At 48.3% G+C, this 26,183-nt stretch carries 35 protein-coding genes; 2 read left to right on the plus strand and 33 right to left on the minus strand.

Features of this window, described 5'->3' with window-relative positions; all coding sequences use genetic code 11:
- Window position 1: 1 nt before the first annotated feature.
- The 31 genes from K7P76_RS28645 to K7P76_RS28795 form a co-directional block, all read right to left on the minus strand.
- The gene (locus tag K7P76_RS28645) at window positions 2-196 is read right to left on the minus strand and encodes a YqzN/YkzM domain-containing protein (protein WP_232189494.1); all 195 of its coding nucleotides are present in this window, start codon (window positions 194-196) and stop codon (window positions 2-4) included.
- Window positions 197-207: 11 nt separating this feature from the next.
- On the minus strand, window positions 208-1,068 hold the full coding sequence (locus K7P76_RS28650) for a hypothetical protein (RefSeq protein WP_232189495.1): 861 nt from the start codon (window positions 1,066-1,068) through the stop codon (window positions 208-210).
- Window positions 1,050-1,481 carry a hypothetical protein gene (locus K7P76_RS28655; RefSeq protein ID WP_232189496.1) on the minus strand — a complete coding sequence of 144 codons (432 nt, stop codon included), beginning with the start codon at window positions 1,479-1,481 and terminating at the stop codon, window positions 1,050-1,052. The genes K7P76_RS28650 and K7P76_RS28655 overlap by 19 nt, the downstream gene beginning before the upstream one ends.
- A 1-nt stretch (window position 1,482) precedes the next feature.
- A complete protein-coding gene (locus tag K7P76_RS28660) occupies window positions 1,483-1,860 on the minus strand; it encodes a hypothetical protein (protein WP_232189497.1) in 378 nt (125 codons plus the stop codon).
- On the minus strand, window positions 1,860-2,222 hold the full coding sequence (locus K7P76_RS28665) for a hypothetical protein (RefSeq protein ID WP_232189498.1): 363 nt from the start codon (window positions 2,220-2,222) through the stop codon (window positions 1,860-1,862). Before K7P76_RS28665 ends, K7P76_RS28660 begins: the two co-directional genes overlap by 1 nt.
- Before the next feature lie 64 nt (window positions 2,223-2,286).
- Window positions 2,287-3,321: a phage major capsid protein gene (locus tag K7P76_RS28670; RefSeq protein ID WP_232189499.1), complete on the minus strand. Its 1,035-nt coding sequence runs from the start codon at window positions 3,319-3,321 to the stop codon at window positions 2,287-2,289.
- A 49-nt stretch (window positions 3,322-3,370) separates the two neighbouring features.
- The gene (locus K7P76_RS28675; protein WP_232189500.1) at window positions 3,371-3,763 is read right to left on the minus strand and encodes a DUF2190 family protein; all 393 of its coding nucleotides are present in this window, start codon (window positions 3,761-3,763) and stop codon (window positions 3,371-3,373) included.
- A 30-nt stretch (window positions 3,764-3,793) separates the two neighbouring features.
- Window positions 3,794-4,834, minus strand: coding sequence for a transcriptional regulator (locus tag K7P76_RS28680; protein ID WP_232189501.1), 1,041 nt, complete (start codon window positions 4,832-4,834; stop codon window positions 3,794-3,796).
- Window positions 4,835-4,966: 132 nt separating this feature from the next.
- Window positions 4,967-5,977: a retron-type reverse transcriptase gene (locus K7P76_RS28685; RefSeq protein WP_232189502.1), complete on the minus strand. Its 1,011-nt coding sequence runs from the start codon at window positions 5,975-5,977 to the stop codon at window positions 4,967-4,969.
- Between the two features lie 6 nt (window positions 5,978-5,983).
- Window positions 5,984-6,286 carry an ATPase gene (locus tag K7P76_RS28690; protein ID WP_232189503.1) on the minus strand — a complete coding sequence of 101 codons (303 nt, stop codon included), beginning with the start codon at window positions 6,284-6,286 and terminating at the stop codon, window positions 5,984-5,986.
- Window positions 6,283-7,797 (minus strand): phage portal protein, encoded by a 1,515-nt coding sequence (locus K7P76_RS28695; RefSeq protein ID WP_232189504.1) that lies wholly within the window; start codon window positions 7,795-7,797, stop codon window positions 6,283-6,285. The genes K7P76_RS28690 and K7P76_RS28695 overlap by 4 nt, the downstream gene beginning before the upstream one ends.
- On the minus strand, window positions 7,779-9,524 hold the full coding sequence (gene terL / locus K7P76_RS28700; protein ID WP_232189505.1) for a phage terminase large subunit: 1,746 nt from the start codon (window positions 9,522-9,524) through the stop codon (window positions 7,779-7,781). Before terL ends, K7P76_RS28695 begins: the two co-directional genes overlap by 19 nt.
- Before the next feature lie 339 nt (window positions 9,525-9,863).
- Window positions 9,864-10,421 (minus strand): phage protein Gp27 family protein, encoded by a 558-nt coding sequence (locus tag K7P76_RS28705; RefSeq protein ID WP_232189506.1) that lies wholly within the window; start codon window positions 10,419-10,421, stop codon window positions 9,864-9,866.
- On the minus strand, window positions 10,421-10,717 hold the full coding sequence (locus tag K7P76_RS28710; RefSeq protein WP_232189507.1) for a hypothetical protein: 297 nt from the start codon (window positions 10,715-10,717) through the stop codon (window positions 10,421-10,423). The genes K7P76_RS28705 and K7P76_RS28710 overlap by 1 nt, the downstream gene beginning before the upstream one ends.
- Window positions 10,704-11,075: a hypothetical protein gene (locus tag K7P76_RS28715; protein WP_232189508.1), complete on the minus strand. Its 372-nt coding sequence runs from the start codon at window positions 11,073-11,075 to the stop codon at window positions 10,704-10,706. The genes K7P76_RS28710 and K7P76_RS28715 overlap by 14 nt, the downstream gene beginning before the upstream one ends.
- 107 nt (window positions 11,076-11,182) lie before the next feature.
- Entirely contained in the window at window positions 11,183-11,506 is a 324-nt protein-coding gene (locus K7P76_RS28720) for a Mor transcription activator family protein (protein ID WP_232189509.1), read from the minus strand.
- Between the two features lie 220 nt (window positions 11,507-11,726).
- A complete protein-coding gene (locus tag K7P76_RS28725; RefSeq protein WP_232189510.1) occupies window positions 11,727-12,143 on the minus strand; it encodes a regulatory protein GemA in 417 nt (138 codons plus the stop codon).
- Between the two features lie 47 nt (window positions 12,144-12,190).
- The gene (locus K7P76_RS28730; protein ID WP_232189511.1) at window positions 12,191-12,820 is read right to left on the minus strand and encodes a hypothetical protein; all 630 of its coding nucleotides are present in this window, start codon (window positions 12,818-12,820) and stop codon (window positions 12,191-12,193) included.
- Complete coding sequence (locus K7P76_RS28735) at window positions 12,807-13,043, minus strand: hypothetical protein (protein ID WP_232189512.1); 237 nt, start codon at window positions 13,041-13,043, stop codon at window positions 12,807-12,809. The genes K7P76_RS28730 and K7P76_RS28735 overlap by 14 nt, the downstream gene beginning before the upstream one ends.
- Window positions 13,043-13,534: a host-nuclease inhibitor Gam family protein gene (locus tag K7P76_RS28740; protein WP_232189513.1), complete on the minus strand. Its 492-nt coding sequence runs from the start codon at window positions 13,532-13,534 to the stop codon at window positions 13,043-13,045. Before K7P76_RS28740 ends, K7P76_RS28735 begins: the two co-directional genes overlap by 1 nt.
- 22 nt (window positions 13,535-13,556) lie before the next feature.
- A complete protein-coding gene (locus K7P76_RS28745; protein ID WP_232189514.1) occupies window positions 13,557-13,805 on the minus strand; it encodes a DUF2508 domain-containing protein in 249 nt (82 codons plus the stop codon).
- Window positions 13,806-13,821: 16 nt separating this feature from the next.
- Window positions 13,822-14,766 (minus strand): AFG1/ZapE family ATPase, encoded by a 945-nt coding sequence (gene zapE, locus K7P76_RS28750; RefSeq protein WP_232189515.1) that lies wholly within the window; start codon window positions 14,764-14,766, stop codon window positions 13,822-13,824.
- 173 nt (window positions 14,767-14,939) lie between these two features.
- Window positions 14,940-15,302, minus strand: coding sequence for a hypothetical protein (locus tag K7P76_RS28755; RefSeq protein ID WP_232189516.1), 363 nt, complete (start codon window positions 15,300-15,302; stop codon window positions 14,940-14,942).
- A gap of 15 nt (window positions 15,303-15,317) precedes the next feature.
- Complete coding sequence (locus K7P76_RS28760; protein WP_232189517.1) at window positions 15,318-15,728, minus strand: hypothetical protein; 411 nt, start codon at window positions 15,726-15,728, stop codon at window positions 15,318-15,320.
- Between the two features lie 207 nt (window positions 15,729-15,935).
- Complete coding sequence (locus K7P76_RS28765; protein ID WP_232189518.1) at window positions 15,936-16,826, minus strand: hypothetical protein; 891 nt, start codon at window positions 16,824-16,826, stop codon at window positions 15,936-15,938.
- 245 nt (window positions 16,827-17,071) lie between these two features.
- Window positions 17,072-17,491: a hypothetical protein gene (locus K7P76_RS28770; protein WP_232189519.1), complete on the minus strand. Its 420-nt coding sequence runs from the start codon at window positions 17,489-17,491 to the stop codon at window positions 17,072-17,074.
- A 252-nt stretch (window positions 17,492-17,743) separates the two neighbouring features.
- On the minus strand, window positions 17,744-18,736 hold the full coding sequence (locus K7P76_RS28775) for an AAA family ATPase (RefSeq protein WP_232189520.1): 993 nt from the start codon (window positions 18,734-18,736) through the stop codon (window positions 17,744-17,746).
- A gap of 36 nt (window positions 18,737-18,772) precedes the next feature.
- Window positions 18,773-20,779, minus strand: coding sequence for a TnsB C-terminal domain-containing protein (locus K7P76_RS28780; protein ID WP_232189521.1), 2,007 nt, complete (start codon window positions 20,777-20,779; stop codon window positions 18,773-18,775).
- Between the two features lie 13 nt (window positions 20,780-20,792).
- Window positions 20,793-20,966: a hypothetical protein gene (locus tag K7P76_RS28785; RefSeq protein ID WP_232189522.1), complete on the minus strand. Its 174-nt coding sequence runs from the start codon at window positions 20,964-20,966 to the stop codon at window positions 20,793-20,795.
- On the minus strand, window positions 20,963-21,274 hold the full coding sequence (locus K7P76_RS28790) for a hypothetical protein (protein ID WP_232189523.1): 312 nt from the start codon (window positions 21,272-21,274) through the stop codon (window positions 20,963-20,965). The genes K7P76_RS28785 and K7P76_RS28790 overlap by 4 nt, the downstream gene beginning before the upstream one ends.
- An 18-nt stretch (window positions 21,275-21,292) precedes the next feature.
- Window positions 21,293-21,505, minus strand: a complete 213-nt coding sequence (locus tag K7P76_RS28795; RefSeq protein WP_232189524.1) for an XRE family transcriptional regulator — start codon at window positions 21,503-21,505, stop codon at window positions 21,293-21,295.
- 197 nt (window positions 21,506-21,702) lie between these two features.
- Between K7P76_RS28795 and K7P76_RS28800 the strand changes: the two genes are divergently transcribed.
- A complete protein-coding gene (locus tag K7P76_RS28800; protein WP_232189525.1) occupies window positions 21,703-22,566 on the plus strand; it encodes a helix-turn-helix domain-containing protein in 864 nt (287 codons plus the stop codon).
- A gap of 446 nt (window positions 22,567-23,012) precedes the next feature.
- Here the strand turns inward: K7P76_RS28800 and K7P76_RS33320 are convergent, their stop codons facing one another.
- Window positions 23,013-23,141: a hypothetical protein gene (locus tag K7P76_RS33320; RefSeq protein ID WP_255678880.1), complete on the minus strand. Its 129-nt coding sequence runs from the start codon at window positions 23,139-23,141 to the stop codon at window positions 23,013-23,015.
- A 300-nt stretch (window positions 23,142-23,441) separates the two neighbouring features.
- Window positions 23,442-25,562, minus strand: coding sequence for a fibronectin type III domain-containing protein (locus K7P76_RS28805; protein ID WP_232189526.1), 2,121 nt, complete (start codon window positions 25,560-25,562; stop codon window positions 23,442-23,444).
- A gap of 156 nt (window positions 25,563-25,718) precedes the next feature.
- Between K7P76_RS28805 and K7P76_RS28810 the strand changes: the two genes are divergently transcribed.
- A complete protein-coding gene (locus tag K7P76_RS28810) occupies window positions 25,719-25,934 on the plus strand; it encodes a helix-hairpin-helix domain-containing protein (RefSeq protein ID WP_232189527.1) in 216 nt (71 codons plus the stop codon).
- The last annotated feature ends 249 nt before the right edge of the window (window positions 25,935-26,183 follow it).

Consider the following 26,183-nt stretch of genomic DNA (forward strand, 5'->3'; position numbering starts at 1 on the left):
ATCAGTTCACCTTCCTTTTCAAAAACTTGTCGACTAGGCTGCGTGCCTGATCAACTGTCCATTCGCCTTGATCACTTTCATGAAGAGCACCGGCGACCACTTCAGGCTGAATACCAAACAATACCTGCGCGTGTGCCATGAGTTCGTCACGCTGCAATCTAGGCGAATCGTCAAGAACCGTATCTTTTATAGCCAACCTCATTCACCTCACAATAAATTTCCTTGCTGATAGAACTCGGCCATCATAGGGGCAGCGTCCATTGACCGCGCTTCTTTGCGGGATAGGGTCACCGTAATTTGTCCTGTGCGTAAACCATCGGCCTGATGATCCGCTTTCGGATCAATAACGGTCAGATAGCGCCGAGTCGCAACGTCAAGCGGCAGCTTGATTGCTGCTTTGAGTTTCCAAGTCGTTAGAACGATAGCAGCGTTTTGCTCAGTCTGCGTGGTACCGATCACGTGGCCGACAAACCGCTTACGCAATTCAACTGCAGCTGCGCTCACTTCACGCAATTCAACACCAGCGATCCGCCAGAGAACAGCTGGACGAGCGTAGCCGAGCGGCCAAGCTGTATGGAAAATCGTCCATTGAGACCCAAGAATGACATGGCTCCATTCAGCTAATGCTGCGAGCCACGGATCAGCCGGTTGCTCGTACCCGACATTCCCGGTCGGCTGGAGAGCGAGAACTGAGAAGCGAAGCCCTCGGGTAATGGCTTGCCAATCTTCGTCGACCGTGTCGTCACCAAGCGTTCCTTCATAACGGCAAGTAAACATCTCGCCGGTTTCCGGGTCGGTGATCAGTTGATCGGCAAGCGCATCAATGATGGACTTGCAGAGGGCATCTACCTCGGTAAAGTTTGTCCAGGAGACGTATGGCCATATCTCGACAAGTCGTCTAAATCCCGACCAATCGCTATCTTCGCTGTCGCTGCCCTGAACAATGACGGCATATGGTTTCGCGGTTTTGGCATCGGCGGCATGTGGTTCAAACACCCGATCGCCAATCGCCGACACTTCGGCAATGAGCCGCTGCCGGATGCCTTCCCTCATTGTCTGCCACCCCACAATTCTTTAAGATCCGATTTAATTTGATTCAAGTTACGTCTCATTGTCGGTTCAATGACGGGCCTTGCTTTCGTTCCCGGATGATTTACTTTGCGGACGATGAGCGGTTTTCCATTCGCTCTAGTAGCCCCCCAGTAAAGCCCTTTTTTTGATTTTGCACGGATGACGTGAGGCTTGGTACCTGTTTCCAAAAACGTTCCGTATCTCATGCCGTGCGAAAGATAGAGGATGAGGATGTCGCCCCGTTGTTCTGCGCCACCTTGAATGTTTTGTCTAGCGTGGCCGGTACGATCATTCCAGCTTGCACTTTGTCTCGCATCGCTCTCAAGACGTCCGCCCCAATGCTGTACAAGAGCGAAGGTTGCTGCTTGTCGACGCTTGATTTGTTCAGTAAAGATTTCCTCTAAGGACAAGTCAGCTCACCCTTTCGAGATCCACCTGATAACCGCATACAATACCCTTCACGATTTGCGGAGTAACGCCTTTTACGACGAACGTTCCATAATCCGCAACAGTAAATTGATCATCGATATCCGGAGAGGCTTGAATGTCGGTACCGGAATCCGCTAAGAGAGAGTAAACCTTGCTGATCTGCCGTGTGCCTATGGTCTCGGACTCCGTTATCGTTTGGCTGCCATCAACGAATATTCTCACGATAAATGGGCCAAGGTCAGTTTTTACGTTCTGAAAACCACCCCCGGCCCGCTGCTTACCTGTGCGATGAATCGTGATTGTCACGGGATTCTGTGCGATTGTCCAACGAATATGAGCCTTCCGACGTTCCGGATTCATTACAACACCTCTGGCGGTGTGAGCTTAAACATCATACTACTGATGCCTGGGGTCTTTTTGACCGCCTGTTCTTCAAATGTACTGGCAACTTTCAGTGCAGCCGCCAGAGCAGTGGAGAGGCTGATGTACTCATAACGTTCCGTACCGACTTGATAAGACCCGATCCCGTCGAGCTTTTTCTGAATTTTGGCTGCTTTGCGTCGCCATCCTTCAGCAGCTGCGGCATAGATGTTAACCGAATCCGAAAGAATGGAAGAGAGACGACTATTGGTAAAAGCCGTATCCGCTTCGGTACCATTTACAGGAATCTCTTCGTCGAGCAGTTCTCGCAGTTCGGTCAATATATCCGGAGTGGGCGTCATATTGTAAACCTCCATTCAGCAGAAGAACCGGCATTAAGCCGGTTCTGATCTGCAATTCAATCCATTAGGAGAAGCTGACCTCTTGGATGTTCTCGCCAGTCGCCGCGAACGCGCCTCGGAAGCCATATCCAACAACTTGAGATTCAACGAGGCGAGAGAGATCGCCTTGATTGGATTCAATCGTTAAATCTTTCTTCACTAATTCTTTGAACCCACGCTTCGGCCGAATTAAGTAACACTTGCCGACAGTTACGCCCGGGTATACGGTATCCTTTTTGCCGGAGGAGAGCGTTTCCCCATCATAGAACACGATCGTTGTAATGCCCGGAATTGGCGGATAAACGGTGCCATTATGCGTGAATCCTTTTATCGCCATTTCAATATCCTGACGGTCAGCAGTGGCTGCAAGGAGAACCGAACCGGGACGCTTTGCAGTTGCTGCATCAGATACCGCTTTGGATAACGTGCGATAAACGGTAACCCAACGCTCCGAACCAGCGGGGCCAGCCACAGCAGCCGTCTTATTCCCAGCTGCATAAGTTGCCGAAATGATTGCGCCAAGGTGAATGTGATTTAACATGGCATTCCAAGCGCGACCCATGTCCTTATTCAGTAGCTCAACCGAGAAGGTTTCGTTAAACTCGATCATTTGCTTCGTGTATTCAAACCCGCCAGCATACGTTTTAATTTTGGCGACAGGGCCTTTTTCTGCTTGAATGGTACCGAATTTTACCTCGCCGCCTTCGAGATGCTCTAGGAAGACAACGAGACCCGATAGCGCCCATTTGGCTTCCATCGTTTGCGGAAGGTTCGGATCATCAATGAGATCATAAATCTCTTTATAAAGCAGGGGGATCAGTTCTTTGCCAAGCTCTACGTCCAGAACAACCTTCTCAGTGAAAGCCTTCATATCAGGCAAGCTGCCGTTCGTCATCATCTCGCCGATGGGCTTGTCGAAAACACGGATTTCCATTTCACCGTTAACGATCTCTTTATTAACTTGATGGCGTTTCCCGTTCAAAACATAGGAAACGGGGGATGAGTGCGTTCCAACTCTTCGTGCAGCACGAAGGCCGTCACTTGTAATTACATTAAGCATTGCGCGGTGTCCTCCTTGGGTTGTGCCGACTTTAATCGGTCACGTTAGATTAAATTTGTGGGCCGAGCAAGAAATCAATAACATTACTACCATTCTTCGTGGTCGTCACGATCCCGGCCAAGCGATTTGTAGACGCCGTCTCAATGAGCACTTTGTTCGTCGCATCCCAATAGACTTTCGTGCCTTTGGCAAACGCCTGGGCAACCGTGATTTGATCAGTTGAATATTCGAACTGACCAATCTGAAGGGCGATACTCGCAGTCTCACCCGCGCCGGTCGTTACGTTAACCGGTACGACGCCGAAAAATCCATCTAGCAGCGTCAAATCGCCTGCCTTCAGCGTCGTATTTTGCGGTACCGTAACCTCGACCGCTTTTCCATCGCTGATTTTGTTGTCACCGACAGAGTATTTCGTTGACGGGACGTAAGGGCCATCTCTCATCGTACTTTACCTCCTTGTTGATCGCGCCTTTTAGATAGAGACGCGTCTTGAATTTGCGGCAGCGCCGTCCTTGTTTCCACCAACATTTGGTGGCAAATCGGTGTGAAGCTTGCTGATCATTTCCTTAACGCTAGCAGTACCCAGTAGCGCGTCAACCTCACCGGCGATCAATTCTTTGGTCGCACCTTCGGCGGGATGAATCATACGCAAGACAAGATCCTGCGCCATCTCTCCGGTAACCTTGGCTTTAACGACCTCGTTGAGCAAGTCGCCCGTTTTCTTACCATCCGTGCCTTTAAGTGCCTCGGCGGCTTTCTCTACGGCGGGGAGCAGTTCACTGTCCTCGGTGACACCAAGCGCTGCTTTCAGCTTTGTAATGAGTTCAGTATGGGCTGCAGCTGTTTTTGTGCCTTCTGAATCCAGTTCGGCCAGTACATCGGCCAAAGTCACAGTGCCCGCTTGAATAGCGGCTAAAATCTGGGCAATCAGTTCTTTCCAGTTCAATTCGTTTCCTCCTTCGTCATCTTGCAGATCGTCCATTTCGCCAGTTCCTACAATTCGTGTCGGCATACCCGATCTGTCGAGTGGTGTCCAATCGATCGAGAGTGGCTTGTAATCTTCCACGCTCGTTTCCCCAGCTACTGTTACCAGTGACGGGAATCCGAAAATACTAACTTGTTTGATCCGTTTCGTACGTATCCAACGCTTAAGCCTTGGCGCATCCGCATCAATAATGCCACGAAAGTAAGCCGTCTCACCGACCATTTTCGCCCCAACCCAATGCGTAACAGGCTCCACGAACACACTGGCGACATCTTCGGGTTTCTGATGTCCAAGAATCCCCGAGAGCGTATGCGAATTGACGTGATCGACAATAGCTTTTAGACTATTCGGCTTATAGTTCCAGCCGCGAGTCGACTTTCCCGCCGGGATTTCGACAACGACCTCAAATGGATCATCATCACCCGCTTTGATTGCCTCGACATCGACGCCTGGCGCGGGAGGAATATCCTCCGGGTTAAGCGATACGGTTATGGATGCCGGTACCCGAGACCATTGTTTTTTTGCCAATCCGTTCACTCCTCACTTACGATATAACTCGAACACGCCCGGAAATCGCGTTATCACGCGTGATAACGCGGGTAAAGTCGATTTTTGGTGTTATCCCCGGACGCGCTCTTTTCAAACGCCTTAGAACCGAATTTAGGCGGCTCCATTTTGGTACACATCCGTATACCAGCTTTCAAGTTCCGGACGACTATCCGGATTGTTCAGCCACGCTTTCAGGTCGCTAACAAAATCCTTTGAATCTCGATGCTTTTCTACGAGAAACGATAACGTATTCGGATGGGCTGGATAGGGAGGAGGATTGTCCAACGGATAGACACCTGAACCCAAACCTTCATCATGCCGTGCAAGCTCATCGCAGATATCCTGAATCTGGTGCGAAGGCGACAAGCAAAATTGAATACCAATCGCGCTGGGAGAGACTTGCGCTGACTTAATTGTCCCTTGTCCTAAAGCTGCTGTTGTCTCTGTCCGTGCAACACGCAGCGCCTGATAGCTCAGATCGTCCGGGATACCGCCTTGAGTACGCTCCAGCAAGCCCTTGTAATACTTGACCGGGATATTCGCATCGGGCCGCACATATTGCTCTAGCAATCTCGCGGTTTGGACGGCATCTTGCCCAGTGGCTACAGCATCCTGCACAATCTCCGTCATCACCCGACGCGCTTCCTTCGAAGCATTCCAAATCCGATCGGATAGTTTAAGCCCATGGCTCGTGCGATCCCATATCGCTCGGACGGCATCCTCATTGACACGGAAGTAAAGCTGATCGATGCCCGCCTTTGTCACGCGAGGGACTTGCACCTTACCATGCATTAAGTCAATCGTGATTGCCTTGTTCGTTTGAGCACCGATTTTCGCCGCTTCTCGGATATGCCCGCCAATCGTTTCGGTGTAGTCGCTACGCAAGCGCTCTGCAAGATCGTTCAACTTACTTTCAACTACAGCCATTAACCGTCCGGACACGGATGCTGATCCGCTTTTACGCAAAGTATCGGTGATCCCTTTAGCAGCGCGGATCAATACTTTTCGTATCTCGGGGTCTTGTTTCAGACGTAATTCGATAAATGCCTTGCGAGCAAGTAACGCCTCTTTTGCATATTCACCAGCTGCGTTCTTAATCTGATCGATCTCGTCCCGATTCATTTTGTCTCACCAACCCTTCAAAGGGAACAGCGAGTCAAACAAGGACTTATTTCGCGTAGCCAACGCGTAATCCAGTAAGGAATTCGCAATCACCTTGTCAGCTTCCGTACCTGTCATTTCCTCCAAACTTCGCAGATCACTCTCCGGTACCCACATGCAATAGGGAAATGAAGGGACATTAATCAAGTAACGAAGTAAGGTGTACGGGCTGGGATTGACTGCTAATACGTAACCCGGCTTCCCAATCGGTAATTTAAGCTCAAGGGAGTCTGCAACGACAACGACGGAAGATCGCAATGGATAGGTCATTTGCTGACCTCCTCATTAATGAACTGCAGGACATCGATACCGAGTGCACCGTCAGCTAGACGTTCCCGAACGATTTTGTTCTTGACGATACGCTTGAGCTCCGTATCTTCAGCTGGTACATCCGACTTGTAATCGCGCATACTCGGAATGTACTGCTTGAGGTGTTCGGCAGCTGTGTCAGCTGATAGGAATTCACCTTTAACCGCTGTGTCGAGAGCTTGTGTAAGAGAATCAAGCATCTCCGCTGCTTGTTTCTCATCTCGCGGGTCAATTTCTTCCCAGACAAGCGTCGTCTCGTAGGTTTCAAATACGGTTAGCTCGGCACGCTGGGTCATAGCAAGCACCATGCGTGCAATCCGCTGCCAGTTACCCGCGAAATTGTCACGCTTGCGGGTAATCGCCCTTACAAATACCGGCATCTGCTCCTTGACGCTAGCCAGTGCACTTGGGGTGTGAACACCCAGTACAAACTCCGGCGTTTCCGAAGTAGAGACGATCATGTAATAGAGCAATTTCAGCAGCGCTCCGGCAGCGTCGCCCATTGCACTGCTCGCCTCGACGAATGCAGCGTCCTCACCCTCAGTGAAAATCAGAAACTCCTTACCTTCAAGCGAGATCGTGCCACCTTTTTGGACATAGCTTATGGGGTCAGAGATCCCAAAGTTGTTCGCGAGGAACGCTGATACGTCCTTTAGCTTCAGTTTCAGCCTTGGTGTCGAATGGAGCTTGCTACCTTGTAGCGAGTAGAGCATGACATCATGGTAAGCCCGAAGGAACGGCTCAATCGGCTCCAAGTCACTTTGACCATACAACCGCGTCTCGTTCTCTTCATTTCGAAAGTGCTCGATCGGGATGAATCCCCAATGATTCTGAATTGTCGTAAACGCCTCAACGCCTGGAATCTGATCGCCTTCGATCTGAATCGTTCGCTCCGTTGCCGTTACAATCTGCTTCACAATGGTTTTACGCTTGCGCCCGTCATTACCTATCCAGTCCATTATGGATTTCAACAAATAAGAGATAGGCTCCCTTGTTAATGGATGGCGGGTAATGCCTACGACCTCCTCGGATGGGATGATCGTAAATTTAAGACGCGGCCCGGATTCGGGATAAAGCACGGCATCCGTATCCTCACGGGTGATCCATACGAAACAATCCCCTTCGGTAAATGCCTTGCCATGGGTGCGATTCATTTTTGACTTGTGCTCGGTAAAAAACTTTTTCAGCACATCCGCCGCCTCATCATCTTCCGACTGGAAGGAGGGCACACCCATGAATCCAGCTTTTGCATTGATAAGAGGTTTACAGAATCCAGCAGACAACTTGTAATTATCGTCGGTGTTCTCGTACAGGCTGCGGGCTTTCTCGTAATCTACACGGCTGTCATCGACCGTAAGTCCGCCGCTGCCAATTGAATATCGACCCCCGATTATGCCGGTGATCGCAGCGGTCGCACGAGATCGCAGCTTGGATATTTCGCCGACGGCTCTTGTTAGCCAATTTTCGGCCAAATCCTCATCCCCCTAAAGACCGACAGGAGCTTGCTGTCGAGTTTTCCGACACCCTTGGCTAACGTCCGGCATGCTTCAAGCGAATCCGGTCCGTCATCATAGGCAGCGTTGTCGGTGTAATTCGTGAGCTGCTCAAGCAGCAGCTTGTGTTGCCGGTTAAACTTGATGTACTTGTTCTTAATATCCGGCTGGAGCGTCGCGATCCGTAGCTTCTTATCCGTATGCGCGTTGACCTCCACAATCGGAAGATAGAGACCGACTTGCGCCGAACGCTTGGCAAGCTCTTCTTTAAGGAACCATTGAAACTGGTTCGTTTCGCAGCCGAACTTAGCAAAGCCTCGACCATAAGTCAGACGCAACCAGCGTTCCTTTTCCAAAATGTCCGTAATGATGGCATCCGGATGACGCCTCCCAATGTCGGCATCCGCGACATAGAGATAACCGGTCTTGTTATGCAGCGCCAGCGTAATGATCGAGCTAAAGTCGCTCTTTTTGGTTTTGCCAAGCGATGGATCGACGAATCCGACAAAGGTAAAGTCCTCTGCAAAATTTACTTCCAGCGGATTGTAGTAATCGAACCATTCTTCATTAAACACGCAATCTTCCGGATTGGTAGGATCGTTCTGTTCTTCAGAGTTGAACGACGCAACGCCCTCCGTCAGACGCATGACCATAAGGTCATAGTAGGAGAGCTTCTCTTCCCATAGCACCTGTGTACCGGCAAGCATGGCTTCTTGGTTCGCCTCGAAGAATGCGCGGGCATCCTGTTCCCGATCATCGTTGTCGAGGTCGATATAAATGGTTTCCCATTCGTCCCAGAGGTCTTGCCGATCCGACCACGTAATAACCGCTTTGTACTTCTTCGATTTATAACCGGGGTTTTTGAGAATATTCGTTAGCAGCGCGTCGTGGTGCAACAGAGTACCGATGTACAGGATGTCCGTGTAATCGTCCCCAGCCTTAGACACCGCTTTGAAAAACCAGTTCGAAAGCTTCTTGCGCTGTTCTTTCGTCCGGACGTTTTCATCGTTTTCGATATCGTCCAGAACGAGCAAGTCCGGCCTGCGGTTCCGATGCTTGCGACCCCTGATTTTCTTCCCGGAGCCGATCGCTTCAATCTTGATGCCGGTTTTGGTTAACAAGATATCGTTTCGCCAAACCTTGCCCTGCAACTCGCCGAAGTCTTCCCGTATCCGTTCGTTATCCTCAAATTCCTCACGGATGTTTTCGAGAAAGCTCTCGGCTTGATCCGATGTATCGGACAGAATGATGGGGTACTGCTTGTATTCGTAAAGGACGGCGTGAGTCGTATCCTTAAAAGTAAAGCTCGTCGATTTTGCATGACCACGCGGCGCGGCGACTGCCCGCTTACAGCCCGGTAGGACGCGCAGCCGTTCAACTGCACTACGCTCCAGCGGGACTTCACCCTTCAGTACACCGTCACGCCAAAGCGCGTCAAGTTCCCGATGAAATTCGGGCGTACGGCGGCTGAAGTAATGAGGAAAATACGCTTTACCGAAATATTCTTGGTCATATGCGCCGAGCATCCGCCGAAGACCGGTCGGGCCGGTGAATGGGAGATTGCTCTTACGACGATATACGAGCGGGTATTTGACCGCGTATTGTTCCCACAGGTCAAGCTCCCACGATTCTAACGATTGATGGTCATTCGTACCGACAAGGCTCTGGATGAGGGAGCCGACCGGTTTATTCTTGGATGGCTTCACCTTTCCATTTCACCTCCGGTTATGGGGGACAATCGTCCCCAAGCGGATACAGGTTCGCGGTTATCTCTCGCTGATCGCTCCCCGCAAAATAAGAAAAGAACAGGCGGATCGTCGCAACGCCGCACCAGCTGCCAACCGGTGATCATCGGCCCCTGCATCCCAATAATGGGCGATATGGCGCGATTGTCAGACGCGCAGCTTGGATAGCTCTATCAAGCCCTTATCAATGTGCGAAGTCAGTGCGCGGGTTTCATCGCACCCAGAGAACCGGGAGAAGCCGGTAAGGGGGAGGAACCAATTCTCCCGATCCTCTGGGTAGGATGAAATCCTACCTCTTGCTTATGTCGCAGTTAGATCCGCTTCGACCTGGCTAACCTTTGCGAGCAGCCGGTGATAAAGATCGGCGTCGCCCTTCAATTCTTCCTGTAGCTGTGCACGTACTTGCGCGACTGCCTGAGATACGCCTTTGTCGAAGGTAAACTTCAATTTTTCACTGGCGATGGAACTGCGTTGAAGTTGCGCCAATGCACGCATGATGGCTGTCATACTTTCACCTTCCAGCGCATTTTCTGCGGAGAGGAGGGTTTCCATGATTAGCGAGAGGGCCATTTTGTTTGCTGCCTCACTTAGCGCAGTATCCGGGCCTTCACCATGCGTGTCCAAGATTGCCTTGGCCTGTTCGTTAACAATCTTCAGGCGTTCCATCTTGGTGAGAAAATCCTTGCCATAACGTTGTACGGCCATATGGCTGACCTCAACACCCGTTTGCGGCTTGAGTTGATTAATACATTCCGCGATCTCCCGATAAGGTACACCGCTCGTAAGTTGCTTGTTGACCGCACTGACGATTTCCTCCGGCAACTGAAGGACTTTGCTATGTTTGCGGCGGTCTGACATTAGCGAGTAACCATAATTCCTGGGTCGTCCGGAATGCTTCCATCAAGCAGATCAACACCTTTGGCTGTCAGCGTTGCCATCGTCCGCTGGATGCCTAGCTCGTTTCCTTCTTCAGTACGGACGTAACCCTTATCTACGAGATAATGTAACTGGCCGCGTATTTGCGGGATCGAGCTATCCAAGTGGCTATCGTTAAGAGTCAACGATATCAGCCGGTCACTCGCGGGACTTGGGTATTGAAGCTTCAATATTGCGAGGATAAAACCCCGGACTTCTTTCACTTCATTGGTGATCATTTAACTTTCCCCCTAAACCTGTTAATTTGCTGACCACTTGCAGCATTTCCCTTACATCGCGAGTGAGTGTATCAACCTTGTGCTCCACGCCCGCTATCGCTCTGGTTTGATCATCCTTAAGCTCTTTAAGCGTTCGGGTGTAATCATCCTTGAGCACGTACTTAACTGGTAAGTCTTCCTTCAGCTTGGAGATTTCCTTGCTGATAACGGATAGATTCTCATCTTGGTCTTTCTGTTTCTCTTTTACGCTGGCTCGAATGTCCTTCAAGAAATAACCGACAATACCCACAAGCGTTAAAAGAACAGTTATGAGTACGGATATAATCGAGATCAGCGCGCCAGTAGGCAGTTGTTCCAAAAATTGCACTCCCCTTTAGGACAAATAAAAAAGCTATCAGTTAGTGGTACACTGATAGCTTACCTAATAATATGAAGTCCTCTTAGAAACGCACTTTAGTAAAACACTCACATCAATCCGTCGTTAAAGAGATCGAGTTGATCCAAATCTTCAGATGACGATTTCCCCCGAATAATACTTCTTACCCAGTTTTCCGTCAGATTGTATTTCATCGCAAGCGCCTTGCAATTATAGCCGTCATATTCCTTACGGATTTGCCGATCCCGCACGATCTGGAGGGCGTTGTCGTGCTTGGGCAAGTAGATTTGAGATCCTCCGAATATGCGTGCTAGTTTTAACGTGTTCATGACGCCGATCTCCAGCGCGATATGATGATAGGGATCAGGCAGGTCTTCCGGTTTCACATCATGTACCCAGCTTTCAGTCAACAACGATATCCCCCCTTGCGTCAACGGTTCAGCAGCCAAATTCCCATTCTTTATGCTCAATCTGTCTACGTCTTTTCTTACAATAGGGACACCATAGCGTCTTTATGTGTCCCGAGGCTTTTTGCCTGCTCTTTCGCCGCCAGATAATGTTGATATGCCTACAACGCGGGCAGAGCAAGAATGCTTCCTTCAATATCCGTGTATGACTCGGTCGAGCCAAAGGTTACCCGCCGGAAGAGGGGACTTGACGATCGGCCCGCGTCTTCATTGCTTTTAATGCTTCAATGACTTTGCTGGCCTGCTGCGGCGTCAGCCAGACGGGCCGCTCGACGCCGACGACACGCCCCATAAACCCTTGAAGTCGTTTGGGATCACCATCCCACCGAAGCTCTTTCTCCAGCTTGCGAATCTTACCGATTTGAGCATCGTTGGCACGATGCTCGCGATTCGGTTTCTTGATCTCTCCAGAGAGTTTTGCAATTCGATCAATGACCTTTATCGCTTGTTCCTTGGAAAGAGCGGATATACTGCGGTTGCCGCTAATCTGCTCGACAATGGAGTAGAGATCGTCCTTTTCGATACGATATTGCTTCTGCAAGCCGAATATCTTACGTCGCTGATCCGCATTAATCATTTCCATCGTTATCACTCCTTCGGATGGATGCCTAGTATGGTGATGCCGAGCGGCTATTGCTCCTCAACGGCCTCGATCTCGCATAAGGCCGCCGTGGCGAGCATTGATGTTGCCGAGCCTATGTTGCGGATGTCCTCCAACCATTTAACAGCAAGAGCAAGTTTTCTCTCTATCAATGACGTTTGTTCTGTATCCACTGTATGGGAGGAGAGAGCTTCGACCATTTCTCCAGCTTCCCTAATCGCCTTCCAGCAAAGCCATGTTTCGTAATATTCATAAGCAATTTCTTCGTCATACTTATCGTAAAAATACTTGCTCGTTGCTTCGTATGACCAATTCTCATATCCGGCAGGAAGACTCCATCCGATAATTACACTTGCCAGTGAGTTTCCTCCGATTAGGCATTTATCCAACGCCTCCCGCAGCCTTGCCACTTCTCCTCGCAAATGACCGTTTGCATCCAATATTTTGAGATGCCAAGGGTCGGTTGTTTCTCCATGATCGGACAGGAGATCAAATTCACCCTTAATTTGATTCTCGTACTGCCACTGACAGTCCTCGGGGGATACCATCCATCGGAAGCTGCTGCCCAAAGTGTGGGCATCTGCATTAAAGAGTTCATCGTAATGCTTGCTGACCTCTACGCCGGATGGATTGTTGATCATTTCTTCAACCGATCTCATTAGGGCGATCCTCCTTCGGAAGCTTTTCGATGGAAATGGTCACTTGAAATTTATCGCTTGGATCAAATGTAGAGACAAAATCCTTTCCTGCACCGAGGAGCAGCGCAGCTGTATTACCAGCGGTCAGCGTCGAAACATGAAGAGATATGTCTTCAACCCCCGGAAGGGGACGTTTAACCGGCTGTGGATCATTCCTTTTACGTGTGGCAGGCGTTATTGTCATTAAGCTTCAATCCTCTCGATGCTTGGCTTAAAGAAGGGACGATCATCCGTTTTGCGTTTAGCTCCGATTTTCTGGAGGGCAACATCATCATATTTTTCTAACTCTTCCTTGTTTAAGGTTTCTGTCACTTTGATGCAGTCTGTCATCCGGTTTTGCTTTAGTGCCTCGATGATCGCCTTTACATTTCGGACAATTATGCTTGTTGATTTTCGGAAACCAACCTCACCAAAAGTGAGATTTTTAGTTTTTAAGACCTTAAATTCATCAGCGCGGGAAGCGGTGAAGATCAAGATATTCTTCTCCAGTTTTTCCTTTCGAGCAAGTAGAGGCTTCACCTTCAGTTCAGCAGCTTGCTTTAGCTGATTTATTTGATTGTTCATCGTGGCCTCGGCCAAGTACACCTGTTGATCGATCTCAATCAAATCACGCAATGCTTCGTTTACTTGTTCCCAGTCCGTTAATACCGGCGTTTCAATTTTTTTCTTAGCCAATTCTTTCACCCTCTCGATGTTGTTAGTGTAAGACTAAAGTGCGGAAAGATTGAGGTAAGTTCCGGCGAGCGCTCTTCGCTTTCACAAAGAGGATGCTGTAATGTTTCTCAGCAGCGCACAGCTTGTAGATCGCAGCATCGACAAATTCTTGTTCCGGCCCTGCCTGTTCAAAATGATGCCAGGCGAGCAGGAATTGCTTGTGTGCTTCTTCGAGTTCCCAATCAAGGACACTCAAGTCGTGATCGATGCTATTTTGTTGTGGTAGTGACATAAGCTTCAACCCTCCCTTAGAAAAATGATGGTCGATTCAGGCGACGTCCGTCTTCGCCGTCCATAAACGTATGATGCATCATTTGATGTAGACGGCTGCGGATCGCATCCACCTTATCGCCCAAGTCGTATTTTTTAGCTGCCTTCGCATAGACCATGTCTGGTGCATAATTGCTTGTGCAGAAAGTCGGTAATTTACCTGTAAATCGAGCGTTCACGATCTCAAACATGACATCGATCGTAAAATCTGTTCCGGCCTCTTGTCCAAATTCATCAATAACGAGAATAGGCGTTGTACAATATGCCTCAATGAGTGAATCTAGCGATTCCTTCTTTGAAAGCATGGCGCGCATGTTCCGGAAGATCGCATCGGTTCGAATGAAAAGTACCGGGACCCGGCGATCTTCCAGTCCGTTTACCATAGCTTGCATAAGGTGCGTCTTAGCTGTACCGGGAGGCCCAAATATATAAACGCCGTCGGAGCGATCACCTGCCTTGTACTCCTTGGCAAAGGTATGAACATAAGTGCAAAGCTTTTTATGCCTGCGCTTCTGGGCGACAGGGAAGTTTTCAAATGTGAAATCTTTATCACTCACAGCTTTCCCCGACAATTCGAGCAGACGCTGCCAGCGTACCTCTTGATGATAGGATTCTAGCTGCTCGCAATGTTTCACGGAGCCGCATAGCTGATCACGTTGCAAGTCGAAAGCGACAATCATACCCTCTTGTCCAGGCGGGCGGCGGCAGTTATGGTAGTCGGTACACCCTAGACATTGCGAGCGCTGCTGGAGACAATCAAGCAAAAGGACGCCCGCACGGTTAATTTGCTGATCGGTTACACCAAGGTGGACGAGTTCGGGAAGTTGATCCCGGAAATAGTCCGGGGTATATCGCGTCATAACATCCATTACACGGTTGTGTAAATCAGGGCTCTTATCCAGTACTTCCTTGATATTTAGCATGAGAGCCTCCTTACTTGAACCGAATCTCTAACACGCGTCCGTCTGGATCATAGTGAATTTTTTCAATAGGACGGTCAGGTGGCTGCTGTTCAATTTGTCGAATTAAGCTCACTAACCCGACCGTTGCCGTTCTTGCCGTAAGATTTATTAGGGGCAAGAGGACGAAACTTCGATTAGGATCTCGCGGCTGCGCTATAATGGTTCGCGGTGTAGCTGCTTGAGAGCGGGGTTTGGCTATTACCATCACCACCCTTGCGAACGATTAATTTAATCATATGGCCGTTTCCCGTCTGGACACTGTTGTCTTCTAAAAGACGAATACGATATTGATAGGTTGAAGAGATTTTCACTCTTTCCAGTACGACAGCCTCTACCAATTTCCGACTTTCACGTTTCATGACGCCTGGCAGAAGTGATGGAACATGCTTTTGGACTCGGACAATGTCTCCCACGTCAGCTGTTTCACGCATATGAAGAATGTCCTTATACAGCTTCATGACATCTCGCTTGAGGGTGGCCTGCTGCTTGATCGGCATCTTACTGAAATTCCGTCAGTAATCACGGATACGCACATTGCGAAGAGCAGTCTTGTACTTACCGCCGTTGTCAGCACATTCAGTCGCAAGTAATTCAACGCATGACAAGCGATCATCCCAGCGAAATCGTCTTGTTGGGGCATTTTCATTCTCATCAGAATCCGCATACGCGGATGCATCGGGTTCCTCACGTTTGAAATTCCCGCCCTTTTCGTGAATGAAGCTATCACCGGTATCCAGATCAATGATGCGCCATTTTCTGGAGTGATCCGTGTACCAGAATGCAACATAGGTTATATGGGCGAAATCCTGATAAGACTCAGCTTGTTCTTGATGCTCTACATCGATAAACGGATGGTCTTCCGTAAGACTGCCCGAATGCTTCAGGTAAGCGGATGAATCAATGTCTTGAATGATGTAAGGCATGATACCAGCCCCTTATTCATGTATTGGGGACCATTGCTCCTAAGTGCATCAGTGCAATGTCAATATTCTCTTGGACTACACGATTTGTCATGATATCGTCCGGGTCACGATTATTTGCAGATAGATAAATACCGGCTGTCTCAGCTTGCTCTTTGGCTTTACATAAAGTACGGATGAGAGCATCCTTCCTAGACTGATCGTGTACATTCATAGGCTCACCTCATTAAGTTGTAGATCCAAATAGAATGCTTGCCCGTTCCCAGAGCGAAGATAACAAATAAGTGCCGCGAGTTCGTCCACAATCTGTTCCGTTGGTGCGATAAGCTCCGTCTGAATCATTCGCGCACTACGAGGTTCATTAACAGCGACTTCTTCCTGAGATATTGGCTCAGCAGCAAAGTGTAAATGGTCTCTAAGTTGTTCCCTTAGATCATCGATTGCGAGATTGAAGTTTTCACGCTCGCTTATATAGGATGCAACTTCTGCTTTTAACCGCTCATTTTCGATATCCAGCTGAAGAGAAAGTGCCGAATATTCGTCGATCTTACACTCTAGTTTGGTGGCAGTTTGACGGTAATCGTCCTTTTCGCGTGTGAGCCGCTCAATCTCCGCATCTTTCTGTTTGCCCTGATCTAGTTCTGCTGCGATGTGTTTTGTTGCATCGCCAAAGGTTTCCGATTGACCTGCTTGGAAATTTATATTGATTAGGCCTCTTGGTTGCTTTGCATCTGCTAGCGATTCAGATACTGGTTTAGCGGCAGCAAGGGCGATCTCTTCCTGCGAGAGATCTTTAATGCCCCACTTCTTCAGCCAGTAATTCTCCAAATGTGACAGGGTGTACTCCTTGGACTTCGCAATCTGCTTACGAGTCATGCCGCTAAGACGCAACTGTAAATAATCCTTCATTTCAAAAGCGGATGCTTTCATTTCCTCATTCCCCCTTGGTGGTTGGTTGGCCCCTTTTAACTGATAAGGCCCATATTTTCGCCAGTCTTCTTCGGTCATTTTGGATGGTATGCATAAGCCCGATCCCCATGAATTCATTTCTACAGTTCGACTTGGAATCGGTGTTCCTGTTGTACCTCTTGTTTTTGACAATTCGCCTCCTCCCCTCGGTGGTCGCTAAGTAAGTTTCCGGCGGGCAGGGAAGTTAAAAGGCCTTTTCTGCTGCACACCATAGGAGTTTGTAATTTTCGGCGTTTCAACTACGCCATAACGCTGTCGTTCCTCAAGCGTCATTTCCCTCCGGACAACTTCGTTCTGCTGCGTTGCGCGAATTTCATTGTCTCGCCGTGGCATCGGTGTAGCAGAAGGGCCACGTGTACTCGGCATCTGATTCCGCATCAGGTCAGCTCCATTTCAAGCTTTGGCTTATCAGGTCGATCCTTCGGAATGGGCATATAGCCAATATGACGGAGATGGTGGATCTCAACAGCGTGATAATTGGTTCGCACATAGGATCGGGCATCGTCATCATCGATGCGCCCGTCAATGGTCAAATGCCACCGGTGACCGCTCGGACGAGTAAAGGATATATCATAGATACGCAGCGGCTTTCCTTGGTAACTGCGGCGGCGGGCTGCACCGTTGCTGCGGGCCGCTTTGATCCGTCCTTTCCATTCGGCAATCCATGCTCGGTGACGCGCCTTCGGAGACGGTGATTGAGGGGACTTGGGCGTAACCTTCGGTTTTAGTTCGCACATAAGCGGTTTGGAACGGTTAGCGGAAGACCGTCGCGTAAACGTATATACCTTTGCGCTCATGGAACGGCACCTCTTTTCCCGGATCGCCGTCGCCATCTACGCCAGTTCTTGGCTTGACTTCGCTTCTTACGATAAATCAGCGACTTACAGTCCTTTACAGGAGCATCGATCTTTATGTCATACGGTTGCCACTTATGTTTGACAGGATGAGATTGGAGCGTATCGGTAACAACCCGTGAAACACGGGGGCAAGCTACCCTGAGAAGACGTTGGAAAAAACGTACAATGAATAATTGCATCTTGATTCGCTCCTTACGCATTCGCGTTGAGGTTAATTTGACCGATATCGAGCACCATTTCCTCCGTAATTGGTTGACCTTCCGTCATATCAAGCAGCACATCTAGAATCTCAACGCAATTTCGAAGACCGCCTTTACGCGGATTCAGTGCAATTTGAACCATGAGCTTGCGTGCTCCGTTTGTGAGATTAACACTTTCGAGCAATTGCTCAACCTCCTCACGGTTAGGCCCAAGCAATCGTTGGTGGAAAGGAGCTCGGTCGGCAAGGCGTTTCAATTCGGGACGTAATTCCGCAAAATCAAGGAACATCTCGGCTAAAGCTAAGTTTCCAGTCAGGGCAATGCCAACATTGCCAGCCTCATCGTAGATGTCTCGGAGGGCTTCGTACTTGTCGACAGACTTCAGCAGGTCGGCCTCATCAAATATGAGGAAGTGCGGGCTTCGCTTAAGCTGCTTCACAATACGTCGGTTTAATTGGTTTGCCGATCCTGTGTCGGGGAGTCCTAGCTCATCGGCGAGCTCCTGCAGCAAGCTCTTAACCGTATGCGTGGATTTGCAGCGAATATAGATCGCGCTTCCGGGGTTACTGAACATGTATTTTTTCAGCGTTTCAGTTTTGCCTAGACCCGGATCGCCAGCGATAATGCCAAATTTCAGCTTTGTCGCAGCCTTTTTCAACACGTAGCGCATACGCTTCACATCGGTAGTCTCGATGAATGGAAGGGCATCAGCGGTCGTTATGTAATCAATTTGGATGGCCGCTGCCGGTTCGGTAGAATCGTGCTCCCACATGCCTAAAGTCACGAGGTAATTTCTGGCTTTTTCACGTAGGTCTTCTGTCTCCTTGTATTTTCCGGTAATATAGAGGGAGATGGTGCTCCGAGACTTTCCTAGGGCCTGAGCAACATCTACGATCTTTACGCCCTCTTCCTGAACAAGCTTCTGGAGGAGGGTTCTTTCTTTTGATAAACCTTCATCGACGTTCACAATTTGTGCTATTCCCATGCGTTATTCCCCCTAAAGTTGATTGAAATTGCTAGATTAACCTTCCGTACCTTCACGCAGAATATAGGCATCAAATGCGCTGATCGGCTTATCCGAACGCTTCGATATCGTTGATTTGGCTTGATCCTCGCGCTGCTTGACCACTTGTTCAGTGCCGAGCATCGTACGGACGTTCCCTTTACCAGTTGCACTAGCGCCGCTGGAAACCCGAGTACCCGACATTTTGCGCTCATCCGTAACCGATTCGATGGTGATTCTCGTATCCGTAATAAGCTGTTTAACGAGCTTCTTGCGCTGTGCTCGACGTTTTTCGAATTCCTTGATGTCGTCAAGGGAAGCGTTGAAGTCGAGGAGCTCTTTGTTCGTAGCAGTGAAGAGGTATTTCCCGCTCTTTGGATGGAAGATGAGCAACTCACCGATCCGATTGGGATCGTACCTTATGATGACCTTCTGACCAGCATACGCTGGCAGCTTCTCATGCGAGTACCACCGGCGGCGTCCTCTTGTACCGAAGCGCTCAATACCATTTGCCGTAACCGATGCTTGCTCAATATCCATGAGGCAAATATCGAGTGCGCGTTCATCCGCAAATCCTTCCCGAATCTTTGATGTCGAGAAATGCTTCTGCAACGGCGTTGTACCGATCGTACGATGTTCGGTTGAGTGGTAGTCGTACAAATACGCTTCAACTTTAACCGTTAGCTCGTCCAAGTCGAGCAACTCACCTTTTGCATTTAGCTTCTTCTCATCGAAATCTTCCGGCCTAGCCTTATTGTTGGCTCCGCACCAACCCGGTTGATATCGGGTAAATTGGTCGGTGAAAGTTCCGAAAAACCGCTCAACGTGACCTTTCGCCCATGGGTGATACGGCGTTGCAAATTGCACTTTAATATTTTGCGAGGCACAGATGCTTCGAGTCTCCCTAGATAGCTCCCAATCCTCATGCTTTTTTCCAGCCCGTACTTGAGCTTTGTAATCCTCACCATTATCGATGTAGAGCATGCCCGGCATGCCGCCGATCTCCAGCGTATCTTCAGTGCCGTCTTCGTTAAGTATCTTCTTAGGAAGCATCGCATGACGGAGAGCCAGTGCGATCGTACGGCCATTCGCGTTAATCGATAAGCACCAACCAACGACCGTCCGAGAACATACATCAAACCAAACGGTGATCCACGGCCGAACTGCGCGGCCTTGATAGCTAATGAACAAATCCAGCTTGTGATGGTCGCCTTCCCAAACTTGGTTAACGAAATCTGGTTCCTTGCGCGTTGCCTTTTCGGCAAATTTCTTCATATAAGCTTCGTTACCTTCACGAGCTAGGCAGCATAAGTCTGGTTCGAAATCTTCCATATCGGAGAAATATCGGAACACGCTTGCACGCGACGGCACCTTGTAACCATTCGTCTCACAGAAACGAGTTGTTTCCCGGTAAATGTGTGCCGGTTTGGACTTACGTCGATCTAGATACTTCGCACGCATAAACCGCTCGACTTCCAAGTCAATTGATGTACGCTGCGGCCCTTGCGTCAGCAGTCGCGATTTCCGCATGAGCCCCAAAATCCCCCATTCCTGAAATTTCTCGATATCTCGGTACAACGTGGCTGGACTTTTACCGTACTGTGCGGCCAATTGATTAATCCATGCAGTTCGTTCGACAGCGCGTGGCGGATTAAGCGCCTGTTCGATGATGCTTACCTTGCATTCGGCCTCGGCCAGCATTTCCTCAAACCTCTCGGCACCAACGGCGTGCTTTAGTTCCGCTAGCGTGTAACTGATTCCGGATATAGGCTTGTTCGCCACTCCAACCTTGGTTGGTTCTTGATCAGCCACTACTGGCGTCACTTCGCTATTGCTTGTCCAGTACTTACGCTGCACTTCGACCGGGAGGGAGGACACGTGTACGACGTAGCCAGGGCGGCCTTTACCTTCTGCAGTCTGTGATCGCGTTGCCTTAAATTCACCATCGTTGATCTTCTTACGAATAAGGCGATCGGACACGCCCATCAAGCTAGCCAAATTTGTGACGGTCAGTACAGGTTGCATGTGTTCCCTCCTTTCAGTAGCTCTCGATGAAGTCGATAATCTCGTTCATTGAGTCTGCTTGCCATTCCGGCGAGCACATCTCGTTTGGGCTTTCATCTGGCAAAAAGGCTGCGTAACGGTAACCGTCATTTTCGCCTGCCTTTGCTTCATAAATGCTCCAGCCCTTTGCCTTTCTGATTTTCTTCATTTTTCATTCCTCACAGCGATTCTTTTCGTGTAGGACTCGCGATGCTCATTAAACTGATTTTCTAATTCCTTATACAGAACCGAGAGATATCTCCGACGACTTTCTAGCGATTCAATATCCAAAGATACTTGTCCAATCTCAATTAAAATTGGTTCGGCCATTCCTGAAAGACGATTCATAGCTTCAATATCGCTTTGTAGTAAAGCAGTTTTCCGAGGCTCTTTAATATCCGGACAATGTTCGTACCAAATCTGTGTCGCGTTAGCCCATGAAACGAACTCAGGTACTAACATTTTCTTCTCTGCCATGGAATCAACCCCTTATGGTTACTTTGCCTGCCTCTCGGGAAAACTTAATCCCAGAGCGGTTTCTACTTTTTTTCTGTAACGCGTCGCTTTGCGTGATCCGCTGATTAATTCAGCTAATCGGCTTTGTGGGATGTCATTTTCTTCGCAGAATCTACGTTGATCCATTTTCAGTGCGGCCAACCGCTCTTTGATAGCCCATCCGAATGATGTGATTGGCATTTTACGCGCCATCCTATCACCTTCCTTTTTCGACAATCTTAGCCATAGCAGGTATTCAGGTTTACTGATATAATTCAGTTGGGAATCTGATTACCACAGTCATATCATACTGAAAATATCATGTAATATCAAGCGTTTTGTAGAAAATATCATGTGATTACTTAAAATTTCATGTGTTTGTCGATTATTTCATGTAAGGGGTGAGGTATATGAACACTATTGGTGAAAGGATCAAGTTTTTGCGTGACTCTAAAAACCTTTCTATGGGAAAACTTGAAAATGCAATAGGAGCATCCGGGGGCAGTGCCGACAAATGGGAAAAGAATAAGAGTGTACCGGGCGGAAATTACATAATTGCACTATCGAATTTTTTCGATGTTACAACGGATTGGATTTTAAAAGGGGAGGAGACACACGCTGAAAAAAAGCAGGGAGAATCAGCAAATTTTTTTGAGGAAAAATGGGAATCAGTTTCCCATTTTGAGACTTTAATCAAATCACTCGATAGTAAGGATCAAGAATTTATCGATCGTTACATTCAGCTTGCTCTTTTCCAGAAGAATCAACTTAATAATTCGTCAGATAACATCGTGACAACCCAAAATTTTTACACAAGCCCCTCAGAAGTAACACCACTAATTCAAGAATCCCCAGCCTCATATTCTACTCCAAGTGCGATACCTGTTCTCGGTCGAGCAGCAGCTGGCGTTCCTATCGAATTGGTGAGATTTATTGAAGGTTACATACGAGTAGGTGATAAATATCGTAATTGCTTTGCTGTGAAAGTGGATGGCGATTCGATGATTAATGTAGGAATTGAGGACGGGGGGTATGTTGTCGTTAGACAGCAAGAGAGTGTTGACGATAATGAAATCGCCCTTGTTATGGTGGATGATGGAGTTACAATCAAAAGATTTCGTAAAGTCGGGGGACTGGCTCATTTAGTTTCAGAAAATGATGGGATGAACACCATGATTTACGATCCCCGCGAGAGGAATATGAGGATATTAGGAGTAATCGTCGATATCATTTCGCCATTACAGGCCTCAAATTTGCTGCTGGATGAGCTATAAAATCAGTTCCGATAATAAGCTATAGAATTTTCAGAGATTATTCCGATAAACCCGCGCCGTTATTGGATTTATTACTCGTTCCGAAAATCCAATCAGTTTCCGATAATCAGTTCCGATAATAATCTACGAAAAAGAACAGGTTTTGACGTGATTACCTTCATTTTTTTGAGCCTAATAACGCTATTAACGCCGTAGTAACACGGGTTCTAACGTTTTCTCACTTCGATGCCGGTGGCGTGTGACTATTTCATCAACGAGCATAAATAAGAGGACGATTCGCCGGGTTTTGTCGCACTCCGGAAAATCGTCCTCTTCGCCTATTTGAACACACTCACACACGCACACTCCTTGATTCTATTGGGTTCTTGTAACGTCCGGTAACGAGTAATAATGGGTTGTAACACACCACATCGTTTCTCACATTCAGTGATACCCTACAGCAATCTTCATGGATTGGCTGCGATGATCGGCATCCCCGGTATGACGATTGCTGCCATACTCATCAGCCGTAGTTTGGCAAGAAGTTCATCGTGGTTACCGGCTAGGAGATCGCTCATATGGTCTGCCAATTTCATTTGGATGAGTCTACTCCTGATGGTTGTGATATTGGCTGTGACGCTATCGCAAAATGGTGGTAAATTCGGCCCTGACGTATTAATCGGTTGGCCCAACCGGCTCGTGATGATAGCCTATTCCGTATGGCTAATGTCAGTGGCACGACAGGCGGCTCGGAGAGTCACATGAATACAGTCATTCCCCGGTACTGACGGAGTTTTTCACAGAGTAATTTGATGAGGCTATCTCAAACTTCCATGGCCGAGCGGCTATGGTAATTTGAGACAGCCTCTTTCGTCTACTTGGCGGCAAGCAGCAGCTTAGAAGACTAGCAAACTGCTGACCGCTTCCACAAGCCCGTTAGTTATCGTTTCAATGGCATCCGTTATGACTGCTTCGGATAGACTTAACGGTTTGATCTGCTCGATCGCCACTTTTCCCGTATTCACTAAGTCTAGAAACAACAGTGTTTGCTCTTCGAGCGTTGTCGCAACGTTAAGCTTGCTTTGGACTTCGCCCAGCTTGCTTTCGAAAGTTTTCATAATGCTCTGAAAAATTACGGTTGGGTCTCTGTCAGCGGTTATGGTCACTTCTTTCTGGAAAATAACTTTATTCACTCCGCTATAGGGATTGACGAGCGCCGCTTGAATAACCGCGGTTGCAGTATACGCCTCTTCAGGAATCGAGACGACGCCGTCTGGCGTGATACTGAATTGGGAGCTTCCGGATACCTTCTTCCATATTAGCGCTTGCGGCGGAATGTCAATGGAGGCAACTTTCAAGCTGTAACTGTGCTCATAGCCATCGCTGCTAACTTTAACCGATTCCTGCGCCATTAAGCGGATATAGGCAAACGTCATTGCATGAACGGCTGGCCCGTCATGATTCAGCTTTTGTTGGAAATTCAGTAATGTCGACTGAATATCATGAGCAGTGACGTTAAGATTTCTCAAAATCGAGCTGATTTTGTAATAGGTTGTTTGACTAAGCTGGTTCGTTATTGCTTTCATCAGGACGTCCATCATTTTCTGATTATCGCCTAGAAGACCGAACAGTTCGATGGGAGACAATTGCGAAACATAATAAAGAACATGACCTTCGATCCCTCTAAGATTGTTGCCATCCCCGAAAATGAACGAAAGAATATCCTCCATCGTCAGGTTCGTTTCTCCACCTGCCGATGCTATCGTTTTCAATGTCCGCAGAAACTCAGGATCAGACAAGATGGCTTTTAACCCGGATTCCTGTTGATCGTATGGGAGCGAACCAATCGTCACAATGATATGAAACAGCTGCCTTTTCAACTGAGCCTTGTCAACGGATTCAGGCAGCATGAGTTTGATTTTGTTCCAGATCGGATCAATCAAGGACTGGTCGTTTATCTCGTCCAATTCGGCAAACTCGGAACTCAGTCTGCGCACATCCTCAGCATCTGCTGGATCGCCTGCGTCAAGAGCGGCACGAAGCTTGCTGCTCCGTTCCAGGAACGGCTCCCCCGTTTCGTATTTTACGGTAAAGCTGCTGGTGTACTGCGTTTTATTACCGTCGTTATCCGTGACAAAGATCAGAAGGGAATGAGTGCCGCTTGGCAATCTGGGGGCAATCGCGGTCAGCGTCTTAGATGCCTCGTCATAGCTGAACGGCACAATCTTATCGTCGACTCCGACCATACTCATGCTTAAATTTATACCGGAGTCCTCATCATATGCTTTGGCCGTGATCTTCGGCCAGGCCGTCGTTAATTCGTCGCCATCAGCGGGAGACACGGATTCGATAATCGGGTTTATACGATCCTGAGGAAATGTTGTCACAGTAAGGGCAGGGCCGTCCGTCGTCCAACTGCCGTCAGAGCGCTCTGCCTCCACCTTAAAGTTATATGTGGTCTTTGGGTACAGGTCCGTTGCATCAAATGAAGTTATATTTCCGTTAACGGCTCCAAGGAGTATGCTATTGCCATATATTCTGTAACCCAAGCTCTCATCAGCAGGCGTCCAGGATAAATGGAGCGAAGTCGACTCGATATTCGCTGCTTCCAAGTTGCCGCCTTTCCATATCGAAAGCCGGACGTTGAAGTTTCCGCTGTATTCCTTCAATAAATTCATATCACGATCTAAGACACGGATGATTAAGGAATGAGTTCCGTTTTGCAAACCATCGCGATACGTAAACATCAAACCATGCATATAATTGACTTGATTTGGGTCTATAATCTGGTTATCAACCATGATAATGATCGAGCCCGTATCAGCCAGTGGAATCCCTAGCCCGAAGCTGATGAGCGTAAAGCTTTCGGTAATCATTGCGCCGTCCGCCGGACTCACGCCACTGATAATGGGTGTTGGTTCTGTTGCTTCTTCCGCATGGGCAATCTGGGGGACGAAGAGCATGACCAATAAGCTTGCAATGAGCAAGTAAGACATTCTTAATCGAAACGTTTTCATAATTTCCTCCTTAATCATGTGTATTTATTATTCGTTTCGTGTAATAATATACCATTAAAGTTCGCGTAATGAATATATTTAACCTGCTATAATAGAGAAAGAGGAATTTACAATCAGCAGACAGAAATCACTATTCTGGTGAAAGGAGAGATAGCGTTGGCAAAAATCAATGAATCAAATCTTGAAAGCGATCTTCCGACAGGGATAAGCAAGCCGGCACAACGAGCACTCGCTGGGGCGGGATACTCGCGGCTTGAACAGTTCACGACGATCAGCGAGGCCGAGGTTCTGAAGTTGCATGGTATGGGACCAAAAGCGTTGGGTTTGATCCGTCAAGCACTCGCCGATAAGGGACTATCGTTCGCTGAATAAATAGAAAACCAGTCTAACACTTTCGTGTTCCGACTGGTTTTCTGTTTATTAGACCCGATTAGTCTTATACTTATTTTGGACATCTACTTTAATATTAAAGGAAGTGTAATCGAGTGATACGCACAGAGCCTATTATTGCAGTGGACAATGTAGAAGCAAGCTCGAAGTGGTACCAGTCGCTGCTGGATTGTAAAAATACACATGACATTGGCAACGGCAGTGTATTTGATCAGCTTGTAGATACAGATG

The sequence above is a fragment of the Cohnella silvisoli genome, assembly GCF_021190915.1.
Classification (GTDB): Bacteria; Bacillota; Bacilli; order Paenibacillales; family Paenibacillaceae; genus Cohnella; species Cohnella silvisoli.

Coding starts and splice junctions, on each gene's coding strand:
- K7P76_RS28660 (WP_232189497.1), bottom strand. CDS start 1,860: ATGAATCCGGAACGTCGGAAGGCTCATATTCGTTGGACAATCGCACAG.
- K7P76_RS28665 (WP_232189498.1), bottom strand. CDS start 2,222: ATGACGCCCACTCCGGATATATTGACCGAACTGCGAGAACTGCTCGAC.
- K7P76_RS28670 (WP_232189499.1), bottom strand. CDS start 3,321: ATGCTTAATGTAATTACAAGTGACGGCCTTCGTGCTGCACGAAGAGTT.
- K7P76_RS28675 (WP_232189500.1), bottom strand. CDS start 3,763: ATGAGAGATGGCCCTTACGTCCCGTCAACGAAATACTCTGTCGGTGAC.
- K7P76_RS28685 (WP_232189502.1), bottom strand. CDS start 5,977: ATGAATCGGGACGAGATCGATCAGATTAAGAACGCAGCTGGTGAATAT.
- K7P76_RS28690 (WP_232189503.1), bottom strand. CDS start 6,286: ATGACCTATCCATTGCGATCTTCCGTCGTTGTCGTTGCAGACTCCCTT.
- K7P76_RS28705 (WP_232189506.1), bottom strand. CDS start 10,421: ATGTCAGACCGCCGCAAACATAGCAAAGTCCTTCAGTTGCCGGAGGAA.
- K7P76_RS28710 (WP_232189507.1), bottom strand. CDS start 10,717: ATGATCACCAATGAAGTGAAAGAAGTCCGGGGTTTTATCCTCGCAATA.
- K7P76_RS28725 (WP_232189510.1), bottom strand. CDS start 12,143: ATGGAAATGATTAATGCGGATCAGCGACGTAAGATATTCGGCTTGCAG.
- K7P76_RS28730 (WP_232189511.1), bottom strand. CDS start 12,820: ATGAGATCGGTTGAAGAAATGATCAACAATCCATCCGGCGTAGAGGTC.
- K7P76_RS28735 (WP_232189512.1), bottom strand. CDS start 13,043: ATGACAATAACGCCTGCCACACGTAAAAGGAATGATCCACAGCCGGTT.
- K7P76_RS28745 (WP_232189514.1), bottom strand. CDS start 13,805: ATGTCACTACCACAACAAAATAGCATCGATCACGACTTGAGTGTCCTT.
- zapE (WP_232189515.1), bottom strand. CDS start 14,766: ATGCTAAATATCAAGGAAGTACTGGATAAGAGCCCTGATTTACACAAC.
- K7P76_RS28755 (WP_232189516.1), bottom strand. CDS start 15,302: ATGCCGATCAAGCAGCAGGCCACCCTCAAGCGAGATGTCATGAAGCTG.
- K7P76_RS28760 (WP_232189517.1), bottom strand. CDS start 15,728: ATGCCTTACATCATTCAAGACATTGATTCATCCGCTTACCTGAAGCAT.
- K7P76_RS28770 (WP_232189519.1), bottom strand. CDS start 17,491: ATGAGCGCAAAGGTATATACGTTTACGCGACGGTCTTCCGCTAACCGT.
- K7P76_RS28775 (WP_232189520.1), bottom strand. CDS start 18,736: ATGGGAATAGCACAAATTGTGAACGTCGATGAAGGTTTATCAAAAGAA.
- K7P76_RS28780 (WP_232189521.1), bottom strand. CDS start 20,779: ATGCAACCTGTACTGACCGTCACAAATTTGGCTAGCTTGATGGGCGTG.
- K7P76_RS28785 (WP_232189522.1), bottom strand. CDS start 20,966: ATGAAGAAAATCAGAAAGGCAAAGGGCTGGAGCATTTATGAAGCAAAG.
- K7P76_RS28790 (WP_232189523.1), bottom strand. CDS start 21,274: ATGGCAGAGAAGAAAATGTTAGTACCTGAGTTCGTTTCATGGGCTAAC.
- K7P76_RS28795 (WP_232189524.1), bottom strand. CDS start 21,505: ATGGCGCGTAAAATGCCAATCACATCATTCGGATGGGCTATCAAAGAG.
- K7P76_RS28800 (WP_232189525.1), top strand. CDS start 21,703: ATGAACACTATTGGTGAAAGGATCAAGTTTTTGCGTGACTCTAAAAAC.
- K7P76_RS33320 (WP_255678880.1), bottom strand. CDS start 23,141: ATGAAATTGGCAGACCATATGAGCGATCTCCTAGCCGGTAACCACGAT.
- K7P76_RS28805 (WP_232189526.1), bottom strand. CDS start 25,562: ATGAAAACGTTTCGATTAAGAATGTCTTACTTGCTCATTGCAAGCTTA.